At 67.1% G+C, this 15,809-nt stretch carries 12 protein-coding genes; 4 read left to right on the plus strand and 8 right to left on the minus strand.

The window, feature by feature from the left end:
- Window positions 1-17 precede the first annotated feature (17 nt).
- A complete protein-coding gene (locus HWX09_RS09100; RefSeq protein WP_027786466.1) occupies window positions 18-851 on the plus strand; it encodes a response regulator in 834 nt (277 codons plus the stop codon).
- Complete coding sequence (locus HWX09_RS09105; RefSeq protein ID WP_027786465.1) at window positions 844-3,186, plus strand: sensor histidine kinase; 2,343 nt, start codon at window positions 844-846, stop codon at window positions 3,184-3,186. Before HWX09_RS09100 ends, HWX09_RS09105 begins: the two co-directional genes overlap by 8 nt.
- Window positions 3,187-3,280: 94 nt before the next feature.
- Here the strand turns inward: HWX09_RS09105 and yjfF are convergent, their stop codons facing one another.
- Genes yjfF through HWX09_RS09125 form a run of 4 tightly spaced genes read right to left on the minus strand, consistent with a single transcriptional unit; the run spans window position 3,281 to window position 7,942 of the window.
- Window positions 3,281-4,369 (minus strand): galactofuranose ABC transporter, permease protein YjfF, encoded by a 1,089-nt coding sequence (yjfF, locus tag HWX09_RS09110; RefSeq protein ID WP_027786464.1) that lies wholly within the window; start codon window positions 4,367-4,369, stop codon window positions 3,281-3,283.
- The gene (locus HWX09_RS09115; RefSeq protein ID WP_027786463.1) at window positions 4,366-5,409 is read right to left on the minus strand and encodes an ABC transporter permease; all 1,044 of its coding nucleotides are present in this window, start codon (window positions 5,407-5,409) and stop codon (window positions 4,366-4,368) included. Before HWX09_RS09115 ends, yjfF begins: the two co-directional genes overlap by 4 nt.
- Window positions 5,406-6,920, minus strand: coding sequence for a sugar ABC transporter ATP-binding protein (locus HWX09_RS09120; protein WP_027786462.1), 1,515 nt, complete (start codon window positions 6,918-6,920; stop codon window positions 5,406-5,408). Before HWX09_RS09120 ends, HWX09_RS09115 begins: the two co-directional genes overlap by 4 nt.
- Window positions 6,921-6,979: 59 nt before the next feature.
- Entirely contained in the window at window positions 6,980-7,942 is a 963-nt protein-coding gene (locus HWX09_RS09125; RefSeq protein ID WP_027786461.1) for an ABC transporter substrate-binding protein, read from the minus strand.
- Window positions 7,943-8,318: 376 nt separating this feature from the next.
- Here HWX09_RS09125 and HWX09_RS09130 point away from each other — a divergent pair, with 376 nt between their 5' ends.
- Both HWX09_RS09130 and proP read left to right on the plus strand, forming a co-directional pair.
- Entirely contained in the window at window positions 8,319-9,347 is a 1,029-nt protein-coding gene (locus HWX09_RS09130) for a DNA topoisomerase IB (RefSeq protein WP_027786460.1), read from the plus strand.
- A 274-nt stretch (window positions 9,348-9,621) separates the two neighbouring features.
- Window positions 9,622-11,091: a glycine betaine/L-proline transporter ProP gene (proP, locus tag HWX09_RS09135; protein WP_027786459.1), complete on the plus strand. Its 1,470-nt coding sequence runs from the start codon at window positions 9,622-9,624 to the stop codon at window positions 11,089-11,091.
- Between the two features lie 55 nt (window positions 11,092-11,146).
- Here the strand turns inward: proP and HWX09_RS09140 are convergent, their stop codons facing one another.
- The 4 genes from HWX09_RS09140 to HWX09_RS09155 all read right to left on the minus strand — a co-directional run bounded on the left by HWX09_RS09140 (window position 11,147) and on the right by HWX09_RS09155 (window position 15,582).
- Complete coding sequence (locus HWX09_RS09140) at window positions 11,147-11,971, minus strand: alpha/beta fold hydrolase (RefSeq protein ID WP_027786458.1); 825 nt, start codon at window positions 11,969-11,971, stop codon at window positions 11,147-11,149.
- Window positions 11,972-12,131: 160 nt separating this feature from the next.
- Window positions 12,132-13,124, minus strand: a complete 993-nt coding sequence (locus HWX09_RS09145; protein WP_027786457.1) for a LysR substrate-binding domain-containing protein — start codon at window positions 13,122-13,124, stop codon at window positions 12,132-12,134.
- 620 nt (window positions 13,125-13,744) lie between these two features.
- Window positions 13,745-14,605 (minus strand): diiron oxygenase, encoded by an 861-nt coding sequence (locus HWX09_RS09150; RefSeq protein ID WP_089502478.1) that lies wholly within the window; start codon window positions 14,603-14,605, stop codon window positions 13,745-13,747.
- A gap of 29 nt (window positions 14,606-14,634) precedes the next feature.
- Window positions 14,635-15,582 (minus strand): fatty acid desaturase, encoded by a 948-nt coding sequence (locus tag HWX09_RS09155; RefSeq protein WP_027786455.1) that lies wholly within the window; start codon window positions 15,580-15,582, stop codon window positions 14,635-14,637.
- Window positions 15,583-15,809: the final 227 nt, after the last annotated feature.

Consider the following 15,809-nt stretch of genomic DNA (forward strand, 5'->3'; position numbering starts at 1 on the left):
CCAACGCGTTCGCAACCATGTCATCCCGCTTGTCCAGTTCGGCGTCGCCACGCACCACGCCGGATCTCGCCGGCGCCCATATTCTTATCGTCGACGACCGCCCGAACGACCTGCGACTCCTGACCGAGATCCTGCGCACCGCCCAGTGCCGGATCAGCGTCGCGTTCGACGGGCTGCAGGCCTATCACCGTGCGCAGGCCATCGCGCCCGATCTGATCCTGATGGACGTCCGCATGCCGCGCATGGACGGTTTCGCCGCGAGCCGGCTGCTGGCGTCCACCCCATCGACGCAATCCATTCCGGTGATCATCCTGACGGCCGCCGGCGATCTCGAGGATCGCATCGCGGGGCTCGAAACGGGCGCGATCGACTACATCGTCAAGCCGTTCGAACCGGCGGAAGTCATCGCGCGAATCCGCAATCACCTGAAGCGCGTGCGACGCAGCCAGCCGTTCGCGCACCTGCCCGAACTGCCCGACAACCGCGACGCGGCGCTGGTGCGCGCGGCAAGCGACGTGCTGCTGCGCGACTTGCGCCATCCACCGGCCCTCGAGGATCTCGCGAAGCAGGTCGGCACGCACGAAAAACGGCTGTCGCGCGCATTCCGCGACCATCTCGGCCAGACCGTATTCGAGTACCTGCGCGACACGCGGCTGCGCGCCGCGATGCACTTCCTGTCGGAAACGTCGATGGGGATCGGCGACATCGCGGAGGAAATCGGCTTTTCCACACCCGGCAATTTCGCGACGGCGTTCCGCGAACGCTTCGGCATCACGCCGTCCGACTGGCGGCGCCAGCGCCACGCGGTCGACTCACCGGCCGCACCGGAGGGGCGCCACGGCGATGCGTAGGCACTACGCGGCATGGGCGGCGGGATGTCGCACGTTGCTCCTGCTTCTGGCGGCGCTGGCCGTCACGTGCGCGACGGCCCGTGCCGCGACGACGCCGAATCCCGCGCAACTCGAAGCCGTAGCGGTTTTCGAAGACACCGGCACGACGCTGTCCGTCGACGAGGTCGCCGCCCGGCTCGCCGAGCCGTCGCTTCACCCGGCCGCCACGGCCCGCACTGCATTCAACGTGACGTTTTCGCGCTCGGCCTGGTGGGTCCGCGCGACGCTGATCAACCGCGACAGCGACACGCGCCCGCTGGTGCTGGCGATTCGCGATGCGCGCGTCGACCGGGCCGACTTCTATGTCGACCGGCACGGCCAATGGATGCTCGAGCGCAGCTTCCCGACCGACCGCGGCGACGCGCGCGACGCGCCGTCGCGCTACCCGACCCTCGACGTCACGCTGCGTGCGGGCGAACAGCTCCCCGTGCTGATCCGCATCACGTCGCGCAAGGAAATGCGCCTTGCGCCGGTCGCGTTCACCCGCGACGCGTGGATCGCGCAGGAACTGCACGCGTCGATGTGGAACTTCGGGTTCTTCGGCGGGCTGCTTGCACTCGTCTGGTGCGCGCTGCTGATCGGCTTTTTCTCGCGCAGCGGCGTGTTCCACACGCTGGCCGCACTGACCCTGAACACCGCGCTGTTCGAAGCCGCGTACCGCGGCTATCTCGCGATGCTCCTGGCGCCGGGCGCGCGCGAGTGGTCGACGCGCGGCGAAACGATCTTCGCGTATCTGTCGGTCGCGTGCTTCATCGTCTTCATCCTGATGGTCTCGCATCGCGAAAAGGCGAAGATGCCGATGCGCGCGGTGTACGTGGTGTTTCTCGCGCTCGAATGCGCGGGGATAACCGGCGCGGCGTTCGGCGATCTGGCGACCTTCGCCTGGTTCTGCCTGTGGCTGAACACCGTGCTCGCGATCGTGAACATCAGCATGGCGCTGATGCTCGTGATCCGGCGCACGCCGACGGCGCGCGTGATGCTGATCGCGGTCGCGTTCGCGACGTTCAACATCCTGATCCGCATGCTCGACGGCCGCGATGCATTGCCACCCGTGCTGTCGTGGATCCGGTCCGACGTCTATCCGAACCCGGTCATCGCGATCATCGGGCTCGCGACGCACCTGCTCGTGCTGGCCGCGTGGATTCACCACGTGGGCCGTCAGCGCACCGAGGCACGCAAGCGGCTCGAACACTGGCAGCTCACCGAGCAGGATCGGCTGCGCGACGAGGTCGCGCGGCGCACGGTCGCGCTCAACGACGCATTGCAGCAGTCGAAAACGCACATGCAGCAGAAGATCGAGACGCTCGGCTACGTCAGTCACGACCTGCGCGCGCCGCTGTCGACGATCAACGGCTATGCGAAGCTGCTGCTGCAAGGCGCGACGCGCAGCCAGGCGCGGCTGATCCGGTCGATCGACCGCAGCATCCGCTACCAGCTCGCGCTGATCGACGAATTGCTCGCGTTCACGAAGGCCGAACTCCACCCGCTCGGCGTCGCGCCCGACCGCACCGACCTGCCCGGGCTGCTGGACGACATCGGCCACTACGCGCTCGCGCTGTGCGCGCAGCAGGACAACCGGTTCATCTATCGGCCCGTCACGCCGCTGCCGCGCACGGTGCTGATCGACGGCATCCGGCTGCAACAGGTGCTGCTGAACCTGCTGTCCAACGCATCGAAATTCACGCGCAACGGCACGGTCACGCTGTCGGTTCACGCATCGCGCGAAGGCCATGCATGGCGCCTGCTGTTCGAGGTCGCCGATACGGGCATCGGCATCGACATCACCGAGACCACCGACATCTTCCGCGCGTACCAGCAGGTGCAGGCGGTGAACGGCGGCACCGGGCTGGGCCTGTTCATCGCGCAGCGCATCGTCGCCGCGATGGACGGCGAGCTGGCCGTCGCGAGCCAGCCGGGGAGCGGCACGACGTTCTCGTTCGCGGTCGCCGCGCCGGCCCTCGGTCATGCGCTCGCGCCGGTGTCGGGGCTCATCAGGCGGTTTCGTTCCGACGACGAAGCGGAACCGGCCAGCGCCCCGCTTGCGATGCGCAGCCCGCCCGCCGATGCGCTCGCCGAGCTGATCGTGCTCGCCGGCGAAGGCCGGCTGACCGATATCGAGGAATGGCTCGGCCAGTATGCGGACGAGCCCGACCATGCGCCGTTCGTGCAGGAAATGCGCGAGCACCTCGATGCGCTGGATCTGCCCGCGATCGAAAAACTGGCCGGCTCGCTGAAACGCACGCGCGTCGCGGATACGTCGTTCGACACCGAGGCGGACGCCGCCGGCCCGGCCTGACGGCGCCGCGCCGCATGCGGCCGGCATGCGGCCGCGTGCATCATTCCACCGCGGTTCGCCCGCGCTGTCGGTCGCGCAAGGGGGAAGGAATCCCCTACGACCGCCGCATCGTCGATACCAGCGCGATGTCCTCTTCGGGCGGCGCCGGCCGCGCGGGCGCGGCGGCATGCGTCGGCCGCTGCGCGCCGAGCCCCGTGCCGCCGGTGCGGCGCCGCGTCGCGTGCCGCTCGATGACCCGCTGCAGCACGCAGAACACGCACAGCAGCGCGCCGATCACGATCCGCGTCCACCACGAACTCAGCGTGCCGTCGAACGTGATCAGCACCTGGATCGTGCCGAGGATGCCGACCCCGAACACCGAGCCGATCACGTAGCCCACGCCGCCCGTGAGCAGCGTCCCGCCGATCACGGTCGCGGCGATCGCGTCGAGCTCCATCCCCTGCGCCTGCAGCCCGTAACCCGACAGCACGTAGAGCGTAAACACCACGCCGCCGAGCGCCGAACAGAAGCCGCTCAGCGCGTAGACGCCGATCTTCGTGCGCGCGACCGGCAAGCCCATCAGCAGCGCCGAGCGTTCGTTGCCGCCGACCGCATACACGTTGCGGCCGAAGCGCGTGAAATGCGCGACGTAGATCGCGACGGCCAGCGTCGCGAGCGCGATCAGCGCACCGGCGCTCAGCATGCCGCCGCCGACCGGCACGCTGATGCCCGCGATCGCATGGAACGCCGGCTCGTTGATCGTGATCGACTGCGTCGTGATCAGGAAGCACGCGCCGCGCGCGAGAAACATCCCGGCGAGCGTGACGATGAACGGCTGCAACCGGAAATAATGGATCAGCGCGCCCATCGCCGCGCCGTACAGCGCGCCGAACGCGAGCACGAGCGGCACGATCACCCACACGGGCCAGTGCAGCCGTTCGGCGCCGACCGCGCAGAAGATCGTCGTCAGCGCAACGACCGAGCCGACCGACAGGTCGATCCCGCCCGACACGATCACGAACGTCATCCCGATCGCGACGATCAGCAGGAACGCATTGTCGACGAGCAGCCCGGTCAGCACCTGCATCGAGAAAAAGCCCGTGTACATCACGGACCCGAAGCCGAACAGCACGACGAACAGCACGATCGTCACGACGATCGGCAGAGTGCGCGGATCGGCGAGCCGGCCAAGGAAACGGTTCATCGCGGCGTCGCTCCGGTGGTGGTGGCGCGCGATCGCGCGGAAGGCAGCAGCCGCGACGCGTGCCGGACGAGCAGCGCACGCGCCGCGTCGGACTGGATCAGCGTCACGACGATCACGACGACCGCCTTGACGACGAGCGTCGCCTCCGGCGGCACGCCGATCGAATAGGTCGTGTAGGTGAGCGTCTGGATGATCAGCGCACCGAGCACCGAGCCGGCGAGACTGAAGCGGCCGCCGAGCAGCGACGTGCCGCCGAGCGTGACGGCGAGAATCGCGTCGAGTTCGAGCAGCAGTCCCGCGTTGTTGCCGTCGGCGCTGCGCACGTTCGAGCTCGCGAGGATGCCCGCGAGCGCCGACATCACGCCCGAGCACAGATACACGCCGAACACGACCGCGCCCGAGCGCAGCCCGACGAGCCGCGTCGCCACCGGATTCACGCCGATCGCGCGAATGAACAGCCCGAGCGCCGTGCGGTTCACCAGCAGCGCGGTCGCGCCGATCGTCGCAAGCGCGATCCACACCGCGCACGGCACGGTCGCGAGGTAGCCGCCGCCGAGCGCGAGGTAGCCCGGCGCGCCGATCGGGATGATCTGGCCGCCCGTCAGCAGTTGCGCGACGCCGCGCCCGGCCACCATCAGGATCAGCGTCGCGATGATCGGCTGCATCCCGACGAAGGCGACGAGCAGCCCGTTCCACGCACCGGCCAGCAGCCCGACGCCGAGCGCGGCGGCCAGCGCCGTGCCGACCCGCGACGGGTCCGCCTCGAGCACGATCGCCGCGGCCGCGCCGGCGATCGCGACGATCGCGCCGACCGAGATGTCGATCCCGCGCGTCGCGATCACGAGCGTCATCCCGAGCGACACGATCACGAGCGGCGCCGCGCGGTTCAGGATGTCGATCGGCGCGCCGAACAGGTGGCCGTCGAGCAGCACGATCGACAGGAAGCCGGGACGATGCGCGACGTCCAGCGCGAACAGCAGCGCGAGCGTCAGCACCGGCCACGCGAGCGAATGACGAAACAGCGTGCGCAACCACGTCATGACTGGCCTCCCGCGATCAGCCGGTAAACCTGCTCCTCGGACGCATCGGCGCCGGTCAGCTCCGCGACCTTGCGCCGGTCGCGCAGCACCGCGATCCGGTGGCTCACGCGTACGACCTCGCCGATCTCCGACGAAATGAACAGGATCGCCAGCCCCTGCGCGCACAGCGCGAGCACGCGCTCCATGATGTCGAACTTCGCGGCGACGTCGATGCCGCGCGTCGGCTCGTCGAGAATCAGCAGCTTCGGGTCCGTCGCGAGCCAGCGCGCGAGCAGCACCTTCTGCTGGTTGCCGCCCGACAGCAGCCCGATCGGCTGCTCGGCGTCGCGTGCCTTGATGCCGAGCCGGGCGATATACGTGTCGGCGATCTCGCGCTGGCGCGCGCGCCCGATCAGCCGCCACCAGCCGCGCCGCGCCTGGAGCGCGAGGACGATGTTCTCGCGGATCGACAGCGCGGCGACGATGCCTTCCTTCTTGCGGTCTTCCGGGCAGTACGCGATGCCGTTGCGGACCGCATCGTGCGGCGACGCGAGCCGCCTGCGCGCGCCGTCGATCTCGATCGCGCCGGTATCCGGGCGCGCCGCGGCGAACGCCAGCTGCGCGGTTTCGGTGCGGCCCGAGCCGAGCAGCCCGGCCAGCCCGACGATCTCGCCGGGGCGCACGTCGAGATCGAGCGCGCTCATCATTCCGCGCCGGCCGACCCGCTGCATCGACAGGAACGGCGCGGCGGCCGCGGCGGTACGCTCGACCGCCGCGGCGCCGGCCTGCAGCGTGTCGGACATGCGCTCGCGGCCGGTCATCTTCGCGACCAGCACGTCGACCGGCAGGTCGCGCGCCAGGTACTCGCCTTCGCGCTCGCCGTTGCGCATCACGGTGATCCGGTCGGACACCGCATAGGTCTGCTCGAGAAAATGCGTGACGAACAGGATCGCGATGCCCGACGCCTTCAGCCGGCGCAACACGTCGAACAGCCGCGCGACCTCGCCGTCGTCGAGGCTCGAGGTCGGTTCGTCGAGAATCAGCACGCGTGCGTCGACCGACACCGCACGCGCGATCGCGACCATCTGCTGCACCGCGATCGGATACGCGTCGAGCGAGCGCGTGACGTCGAGCGACAGGTCGAGATCGGCCAGCGCCGCCCGCGCGCGCGCATGGATCGTGTTCCAGTCGATCACGCCGCGCCGCATCGGCTGCCGGCCCGCGAAGATGTTCTCCGCGACCGACAGGTTCGCGCAGAGGTTCACTTCCTGATACAGCGTCTGAATCCCGGCCGCCTCGGCCTCGCGCGGCGCGGCAAAGCGCACGGGCTGGCCGCCGACGCGAATCTCGCCCGCATCGTGCGCATGCACGCCGGTGAGCACGTTGATCAGCGTCGACTTGCCGGCGCCGTTCTGGCCCATCAGCGCGTGGATCTCGCCCGGAAACAGCCGGAAATCCACGCGCTGCAGCGCGCTGACACCCGGAAACGACTTGTCGATGCCGATCATCTCGACCACCGGCGCACGCTCCATGCATCCTCCTCGAAACGTCGCCGGGCGGTGGCCGGCAGGCCGCCGCCCGTGCGGACAGGTCAGTACTTCCGGGTCGGCAGCACCTGCGCCGCGACGTTCATCGGGAACACCGTTTCGTTGGTCACGATGCGCTTGGGCAGCGGCTTGCCGGCGACGACGTCCTTCACCGCGCTCATCAGTTGCGGGCCGAGCAGCGGGCTGCATTCGACGTCGACGTTGATCTTGCCCGCGATCATCGCCTGGAAGCCGCCCTTGGTCGCGTCGAACGACACGACGCTCACGTCCTTGCCGGGCTTGATTCCGGCCTCTTCCATCGCCTGGATCGCGCCGAGCGCCATGTCGTCGTTGTGCGCGTAGACGACGTTGATCTGCTTGCCGTAGGTCTTCGCGAACGCTTCCATCACCTGCTTGCCGCCGGCGAGCGTGAAGTCGCCGCTCTGCGACGCGATCACCTTGAATTTCGGATTGTTCTTGATCACTTCGAGCAGGCCCGCGCGGCGGTCGTTGGCCGGCGCGGAGCCGACCGTGCCCTGCAGCTCGACGATGTTGATCGGACCCGGGTCGTTCTTGTAATGCTCTTCCATCCAGTGGCCGGCGCGCCGCCCTTCCTCGAGGAAGTCGGAGCCGATCATCGTCACGAACAGCGACGGATCCTTCACGTCGACCGCGCGGTCGGTCAGGATCACCGGGATATGCGCGGCCTTCGCTTCGGTCAGCACGGGCTCCCAGCCCGATTCCACGACCGGCGAGAACGCGATCACGTCGACCTTCTGCGCGATGAACGAGCGGATCGCGCGAATCTGGTTCTCCTGCTTCTGCTGCGCGTCGGAAAACTTCAGGTTGATGCCGGCGTCCTTCGCCGCGCCCTTCACCGATACGGTGTTCGCGGTGCGCCATGCGCTTTCCGCACCGACCTGCGAGAACCCGAGCGTGATCGGCTTTTGCTGCGCGTGCGCGCCGGTGGCCAACACCGCCGTCGCCGCGACGATCGCGGTGGCCGCCAGCTTCCTGATGAATGTCATGGTCCGTCTCCGATGATGTCGTTGTGTGCCGCGGCGCTGTTGTGTTTCTGCGTGGCGCTGGCGCGGATCGGGCTGCGCCGGCCGGCATGTCCGGTCGGCGCGGCATACATGCCCCGCATCAGTCTAGGAACAAGTCCGATAACCTTCCAATGAAATATTGGATTGAGGCGATACCGGAATCGGCATACGTATAAACACCTAACCACGGAATCGCCCGCGCGGAGGCGGCGCACGGTTCTTGCTCCGTCGCAATGGCGGTTCGCACCCCATGCCGGGCGGCCGCCCTTCACGCGAACCCAAAGGAGACAAACATGATCGCTGCCCGTGAACGTGGGTCGCCGCGCGCCGACGTCGCCGCCGGCCGGCGCCTTCCGACATGAAGCAGCCCGCTTCGGGCGCCGCCGGGCCGCTGCGCCATGTCGACGACCGTCGCCCGGGCTATACGCGCCGGCGGCTGCGCAACGGCTTCGCGTATTACGGGCCGGACGGTGCGCGGGTTCGCGATGCCGACGAAATCGCCCGCATCGACGCGCTTGCGATTCCGCCCGCGTACACCGACGTCTGGATCTGCATGGACCCGCGCGGTCATCTTCAGGCAACGGGCCGCGATGCGCGCGGCCGCAAGCAGTATCGCTATCACCCGCAGTGGCGCGCGACCCGCGATGCGAACAAGTACGCGCGGATGGCCGCGTTCGCGCGGGCGCTGCCGCGCATCCGCGCGCGCGTCACCCGCGATCTGGCGTTGCCGGGCATGCCGCGCGACAAGGTCGTGGCAACCATCGTCCGCTTGCTCGACACGACGCTCGCGCGGATCGGCAACGCCGAATATGCGCGCGAAAACGGCTCGTACGGGCTGACGACGCTGCGCAAGCGCCATCTGAAGATCCAGCCCGGCCAGGTGCGGCTGCGCTTCGCCGGCAAGAGCGGGATCGAGCACGACGTGACGGTCGACGATGCGCGGGTCGCGCGCATCGTGCGACGGTGCGCGGAACTGCCCGGTCACGAGCTGTTCCAGTATGTGGACGACGACGGCGCACGCCATCCGGTCGGGTCGTCCGACGTGAACGACTACCTGCGCGAGGCCGGCGGCGCCGATTTCACCGCGAAGGATTACCGGACCTGGGCCGGCAGCGTGCATGCGCTCGGGTTGTTGCGGCGCGTGGAGCATCGCGGCGTCACGCACGCCCGCAAGCAGATCGTCGAGACCGTGCGCGCGGTGGCCGAGCTGCTGCGCAACACGCCGGCCGTGTGCCGGCGCTGCTACATCCATCCGGCGGTGCTCGACGCGTTCGAGGCCGGTACGCTCGCCGCGCTGGCGGTCCGACGCACGCCGCGCGGCCTGCGTGCGGACGAAGCGGCGTTCGTGGCGTTGCTGGTGTCCGCGAGCCGGCGAATGGCGAGATGAGCGTCCACGCCGCGCCGCGGCCCGACGGGGCGCAATCGGGGCCGCTTCCCCGGCGTGTCGTTTACCACCGGTTTCCAGGCGCATGACCGATAGCCGCTCGCCCCCGTTTCTCTAAACTGGTTCGCACAACACACCTGCCCGGTGTCGTCCGCTGCGCGCGCCACGCCACCGGCATCGAGGCACCCCCGAGACATCCGCCTTCGCTGTCCGTCGGTCCGCACGCCCCCGCTTCATTCCCGCCGGCCGGCTGCCAAGGCAATTCCAGGAGAGTTCATTGAGCCCGTCGCAAGCGCACCCCGCGAAAGCCCGGTCTTCGCGCAAGTCCGTCAAGCTGGATGACATCACGATCGTCGACCCTGCCGTCGTCAAGCGCGCGGTCGGCGCCATGGCGTTCGGCAATGCGATGGAATGGTTCGACTTCGGCGTCTACAGCTATATCGCCGTCACGCTCGGCAAGGTGTTCTTCCCGTCCAGCAGCCCGTCCGCGCAGTTGCTCGCCACCTTCGGCACGTTCGCGGCCGCGTTCCTCGTGCGCCCGCTCGGCGGCATGGTGTTCGGCCCGCTCGGCGACCGTATCGGCCGCCAGCGCGTGCTCGCCGCCACGATGATCATGATGGCCGCCGGCACCTTCGCGATCGGCCTGATCCCGAGCTATGCGTCGATCGGCATCATGGCGCCCGTGTTGCTGCTCGTCGCCCGCCTCGTGCAGGGCTTCTCGACCGGCGGCGAATACGGCGGCGCCGCCACCTTCATCGCCGAGTTCTCGACCGACAAGCGCCGCGGCTTCATGGGCAGCTTCCTCGAGTTCGGCACGCTGATCGGCTATACGCTCGGCGCGGCCACGGTCGCGCTGTTGACGGCCACGCTGTCGCAGGACGCGCTGTTGTCGTGGGGCTGGCGCGTACCGTTCTTCATCGCCGGCCCGCTCGGCCTCGTGGGCCTCTACGTGCGGCTCAAGCTCGAGGAAACCCCGGCGTTCAGGAAAGAGGCCGAAGCACGCGAAGCGGACGAACGCGCGCGGCCGAAGCAGCGCTTCGCGACGCTGCTCGTCGAACAGTGGAGGCCGCTGCTGCAATGCGTCGGCCTCGTGCTGATCTTCAACGTGACCGACTACATGGCGCTGTCGTACCTGCCGAGCTACCTGTCGGCGACGCTGCACGTTCGCGAATCGCACGGGCTCTTCATGGTGCTGCTCGTGATGGTGCTGATGATGCCGATGACGCTGTACGCCGGGCACCTGTCGGACAAGGTCGGCCGCAAGCCGGTGATGATGGCCGGCTGCGTGGGCCTGCTCGCGCTCTCGGTGCCGGCGCTGATGCTGATCCGCACCGGCGGCATGCTGCCGATCTTCGGCGGGATGCTGATCTACGGCATCCTGCTGTCGACGTTCACGGGCGTGATGCCGTCGGCGCTGCCTGCCCTCTTCCCTACGCGCATCCGCTACGGCGCGCTCGCGATCGGCTTCAACGTGTCGGTGTCGCTGTTCGGCGGCACGACGCCGCTCGTCGCCGCATGGCTGGTCGATCGCACCGGCGACCTGATGATGCCCGCGTACTACCTGATGGGCGCGTCGTTCATCGGCATCGTGTCGGTGCTTGCGCTGCGCGAGACCGCGCGCCAGCCGCTGCCCGGCTCCGGGCCGTGCGTGGCGAGCCGCGCGGAAGCGCTGAGCCTCGTGCGCGGCGGTGCCGACGGAGCGCGTGTGCGCGACCGGGAGTTCACGCCGGTCAGCGAGCGTGCGTGACGCGGGTCGATGCGGCGCCGCGCGGCCTGCGCGCGTGTCGCCGTTCGCGTGACCGTCAGTTCGACGGCAGTTGCTGCGTGTCGAACCAGTCGAGCAGCGTGCGCGTGACGAACGCGGGATTTTCCAGGTTCGAGATATGGCCTGCGTCCGGCACCAGCACATGCTCGCAGCCGATCACGCTCGCCGTCTTCACGGTTTCCGACGGCGGGCGCGCCATGTCGCCCGCGCCGCACATCAGCAATGTGCGTGCGGCATCGAGTTCGGCCAGTGCCGGCAGCGTGTCGGGGCGGCCGAAGATCAGCCGGCCGAGCGGCGCGATCGATTGCCGCAGCCGGTCGGCGGGCAGGTTCGCGAGCGCATGGCGAAACGCCGTCGGCACCGGATCGTCGAGATTGACATCCGGCCGGAAGAACAACGGCACGATCGCGTCGAGCAGCGGCGGCGCGATGCGGCCCGCGGCCTCGATCGCATCGAGCATCGCGAAATAGCGCATGCGCGTCGCATCGGGTTCGGCCTCGAGCGACGCGTCCATGATCACGAGCGAGCGCACGCGCTGCGGCTCGCGCAGCGCGAGCCGTGCGCCCCACATGCCGCCGACGCTGAGCCCGACGATCGCGCACCGTTCGATTTCCAGCGCGTCGAGCAGCGCGCTCGCATGCGCGGCGAGATCGTCGAGCGTGTGCGTGCCGTCCGGCAGCACGCCCGATTCGCCATGCCCCCACAGGTCCGGCACGATCACGCGATACCGGCGCGACAATGCGTCGATCTGCGGCGCCCACATCGTCGCGTCCCACAGATAGCTGTGCCCGAGCAGCACCGGAAAACCGGCGCCGTGATCGTGGTAATGCAGGGTACTGCCTTGGATGCTGTGTGCGGGCATGCTGTCTCCGGAATGTCAGGACTCGGCGGTGACCCGGAAACGGGTGCCGCGGTCGGCGGCGTTCTGCGACGAACGCGAAGCGGCGCATCATCGCACAGGTTGCAGGTATCGCGCATGACGGCGCGCATGACGCTCTCGCCGCGCCGCGTTACCCGACGCGTCATCCGACGCGATACATCGGCAGCACGTTGCTGCCGGGCGTGTCCGGCTCCGTCGCGAGCGGATGACACGCTTGTTCGAGCAGCCAGTTGGTCAGCACCGCGATGTCGAATTCGTTGCACGCATCGGGGTTCTGCACGAGCACGTAGCTGCCCGATGCTACGGTGCAGTGCGGGAACAGCTCGACGAGCCGCCCCTGCTTCAACAGCCCGTCGACCAGCGGCCGCCTGCCGATCGCGATGCCGTGCCCGTCGACCGCGGCCTGGACCAGTTGATCGTACTGGCTGAAGTGCAGCGCGCCGGCCGGCCGCAGCCGCGGCACGCCCAGCTCCTTCAGCAAATGGCTCCACCCGTGCCAGGGCCATTCGCCGCGCGGATCGTCGAGATGCAGCAGCACGTGCTTGTCGAGGTCGGCCGGCTTCATCGACGCGGCGTCGCCCACCGCCGTCATCAAACTCGGGCTGCACACCGCCACGACACGCTCGCGAAACAGCACGTCCGTATCGTCGGTCGACGTATACGGGCCGGCATAACGCACGGCCAGGTGCAAACGTTTGCGTTTAAGATCTTCAATTTCGCTCGTTGCGGACACGCGCACGTCGATGTCCGGATAGCTGGCGCGGAACGAACCGAGGCGCGGAATCAGCCACAGCGCGGCGAACGAAACGGTGGTCGACAACGAAATGGCGCGCTGGCCGACACTCGACGACAGCTTGCCGACCACCGATTCCAGGTCGGACAACGCGAACGAAATCGCGTCGTACAGCTCGCGTCCCTTGTCGGTCAGCGTCAGCGAACGAATGTGCCGATGAAAAAGCTCGATCCGAAGCTGCTCCTCGAGCGCCTTGACCTGCCGACTCACGGCCGATTGCGTGACGTTGAGCTCCTGCCCCGCACGCGTGAAGCTCAAATGGCGCGCCGCGCATTCGAAGCCTCTCAGGAAATCCAGCGAAGGCAAACTTCTCAATCGCTTTGCCAATCTCACATTAGCCATACCGCCGCCTCAAAGTTGCACCCATCGACAGGCAAGTTGCCTTTCGTCTCCCCTGATTCGTTTCTCCCATTTGGATTCGGAAACGATTTTATATTGAAGCATGGATGCATATCATTCTTATTTTCAATCGTGACACTTGTATTTATCTATCAATTTTCGTCGTGTCGATATTCTTACACCAACATTATCAAGTAGTGATTTTGTAAATTAATATGCGAACGAATCGAGCGTACCAGGATGGTTGTTAAATTCTCGTAAAAACAGTCGATTACGGGCCAAATTCGGCGTCATTGCGACGATTACGCCGCCATGGCAGAGGCAGCGCCCGAGGCCTACAATTCGATTTCAATCAGCCGACTTTTTCATTTTATTTTCCGGATTGCGAAACACAAACAGTCTGCAACATACACGCAAAATGCCATTTAAATCCGGAATTCCGTGTTTATTAAAAAATACTAAACGGATGAAATTCGTTCTTGCCATGCGGTTCGAGTAATTGATGAACGGATTATGTCCGGAAATGAATAATCCGCCGGCCGGCAGTGCCGGTCAGCGTGCAGCGGGTTCGCCTGTCGGCCGGAATCCGGCCCGAAACGCGCGACGGCAATACGTGTCGATCGCTACGGACCGTCCGCCGCGCCATTCGTCCGCGGCGTCACTTCGCGGCGGTAGCGGTTCAGCTCCTGCGCGGTCGCGAACGTGCGCTCGAACAGGATCGACAGGTTGTGCAGAATCCGCTCGACGACCTTCTTCTCCCACTCGCCGTCGAACCGGATCTGCTCGTCGAGCCAGCGCTCGAGCCATTCCGGATCCGGCAGGCGCGACTGCACCGTGTCGCGCGGGAACAGCGCCTGGTTCACGTGCAGGTTGGTCGGGTGCAGCGGCTTCTCGGTGCGGCGCGCCGAGGCCATCAGCACGCCGATCTTCGCGAATGCGGCGCGTGCGACGTCACCGCAGTTGTTCAGCGCTTTCTTCATGTAGCGCAGGTACGCGCCGCCATGACGCGCCTCGTCGCGCGAAATCGTTTCGTAGATCTGCTTGATGACGGGCTCGGTATGCCAGTCGGCCGCGCAGCGGTACCAGTGGTTCAGGCGGATTTCGCCGCAGAAGTGCAGCATCAGCGTCTCGAGCGGCGGCGCCGGATCGAACTGGAAGCGCACCGCGTGCAGCTCCTCTTCGGTCGGCACCATCTCCGGCTTGAAGCGGCGCAGGTATTCCATCAGCACGAGCGAATGCTTCTGCTCCTCGAAGAACCACACGCTCATGAACGCGGAAAAGTCGCTGTCGTGCTGGTTGTCGCGCAGGAACATTTCCGTCGCGGGCAGCGCCGACCATTCGGTGATCGCGTTCATCTTGATCGTCTTCGCCTGCTCGTCGGTGAGCAACGAAGCGTCGAACCTGTCCCACGGAATGTCCTTCTCCATGTCCCAGCGGACAGCTTCGAGCGACCTGTAAAGTTCGGGATAGAGCATCGCGGTCACCGTCGTCGCAAGGCATTCGGCGCCGGTGGTCATGCCGATTGCGTGGACGCCGGCGCGACCGATTCGGCATCGGGCTCGCGATCGTCCCGATCGTCCTCCACCGAGCGCGGCGACAGCCGGCCGCGCAGCAACGCGTAGTAGAACTGCCGATAGGTGCGGTGGTAATAGCGGATGCGCGGCGCGATCGCGCCATGCAGGTCGTGCAACCGCTCGATCGGCAGGCTCGGCATCATGTGATGCTCGACGTGATAGTTGTTGCCGTTCGTGAACCATGTCATGAATGCGTTGCTCTCGATCGTCCGCGTGTTGCGGAACGGGTCGGTGCTCGTCAGGTCGCAGCGGTAGTGCTCGGGCATCTCGACCAGCGCATGCACGGGCGCCGCCACGCATACGAGCGGCACGACCCACACCCAGACGGCGAACCAGGTGTGCAGCGCGAACGACAGCGCGGCGAGCAGCGCGATCGCCGCGGCCATCAGCAGGTAGTCGCGGCGGATCGCGCGCGACACGAGCGCGTTGTCGCCGAAGCGCGCGCCCGGCACGACGAGCTTCACGACGTTCTTCGCGAACTGGATATAGTGCGCGGCCATCGACAGCCGCCACGCCCACAGCCCGACATTGACGACGGGGCTCGCGCCGTACTGATCGCCGTAGTCGAAGAACTCCTTGTTCTCCGGCGTGCCGAGCAGCCGGTGATGGCGCAGGTGGCTGTCCTGGTATGCGTGGAACGACACGAGCATCGGCATGCCGAGCAGCACGCCGAACACCATGTTCAGGCGCTTGCTGCGGAACCCCTGGTAATGCAGCGCCTGGTGCTGCAGCTCGACGCCGTGCGCATACATCGCGCCGAGCAGCAGGATGCCGACGACCTTCAGGATCACGAGCGCCGACAGCGCGAACATCATCCCGTGCGCGATGAGCGCGACGTACACCGCCAGCTTCAGCGAGAAGACCACGCCGCTCGGGCGGCTCTTCATGTCTGCAACCGGTTTCGAGCGGGCGACAAGCGATGAGGTGACGGACAAGACGCTCTCCTTGAGCCGGACCCTGCCCGGCACGATGACGCGGCGACGCTGGCGCGCTGCCGGGATGCAATTCTTCTGTGAGTCGATGTTTCGGACAAACGAATTTTCCGAACGCATTGCATGACGCCTGCGCATGAGCGAACCACATCGTGAACTAGACGACCGGTCGAATGAGACCG

Source organism: Burkholderia sp. BCC1208, from assembly GCF_902833095.1.
Taxonomy (GTDB): Bacteria; Pseudomonadota; Gammaproteobacteria; order Burkholderiales; family Burkholderiaceae; genus Burkholderia.

Coding starts and splice junctions, on each gene's coding strand:
- HWX09_RS09100 (WP_027786466.1), top strand. CDS start 18: ATGTCATCCCGCTTGTCCAGTTCGGCGTCGCCACGCACCACGCCGGAT.
- HWX09_RS09105 (WP_027786465.1), top strand. CDS start 844: ATGCGTAGGCACTACGCGGCATGGGCGGCGGGATGTCGCACGTTGCTC.
- yjfF (WP_027786464.1), bottom strand. CDS start 4,369: ATGAACCGTTTCCTTGGCCGGCTCGCCGATCCGCGCACTCTGCCGATC.
- HWX09_RS09115 (WP_027786463.1), bottom strand. CDS start 5,409: ATGACGTGGTTGCGCACGCTGTTTCGTCATTCGCTCGCGTGGCCGGTG.
- HWX09_RS09120 (WP_027786462.1), bottom strand. CDS start 6,920: ATGGAGCGTGCGCCGGTGGTCGAGATGATCGGCATCGACAAGTCGTTT.
- HWX09_RS09125 (WP_027786461.1), bottom strand. CDS start 7,942: ATGACATTCATCAGGAAGCTGGCGGCCACCGCGATCGTCGCGGCGACG.
- HWX09_RS09130 (WP_027786460.1), top strand. CDS start 8,319: ATGAAGCAGCCCGCTTCGGGCGCCGCCGGGCCGCTGCGCCATGTCGAC.
- HWX09_RS09140 (WP_027786458.1), bottom strand. CDS start 11,971: ATGCCCGCACACAGCATCCAAGGCAGTACCCTGCATTACCACGATCAC.
- HWX09_RS09145 (WP_027786457.1), bottom strand. CDS start 13,124: ATGGCTAATGTGAGATTGGCAAAGCGATTGAGAAGTTTGCCTTCGCTG.
- HWX09_RS09155 (WP_027786455.1), bottom strand. CDS start 15,582: ATGAAGAGCCGCCCGAGCGGCGTGGTCTTCTCGCTGAAGCTGGCGGTG.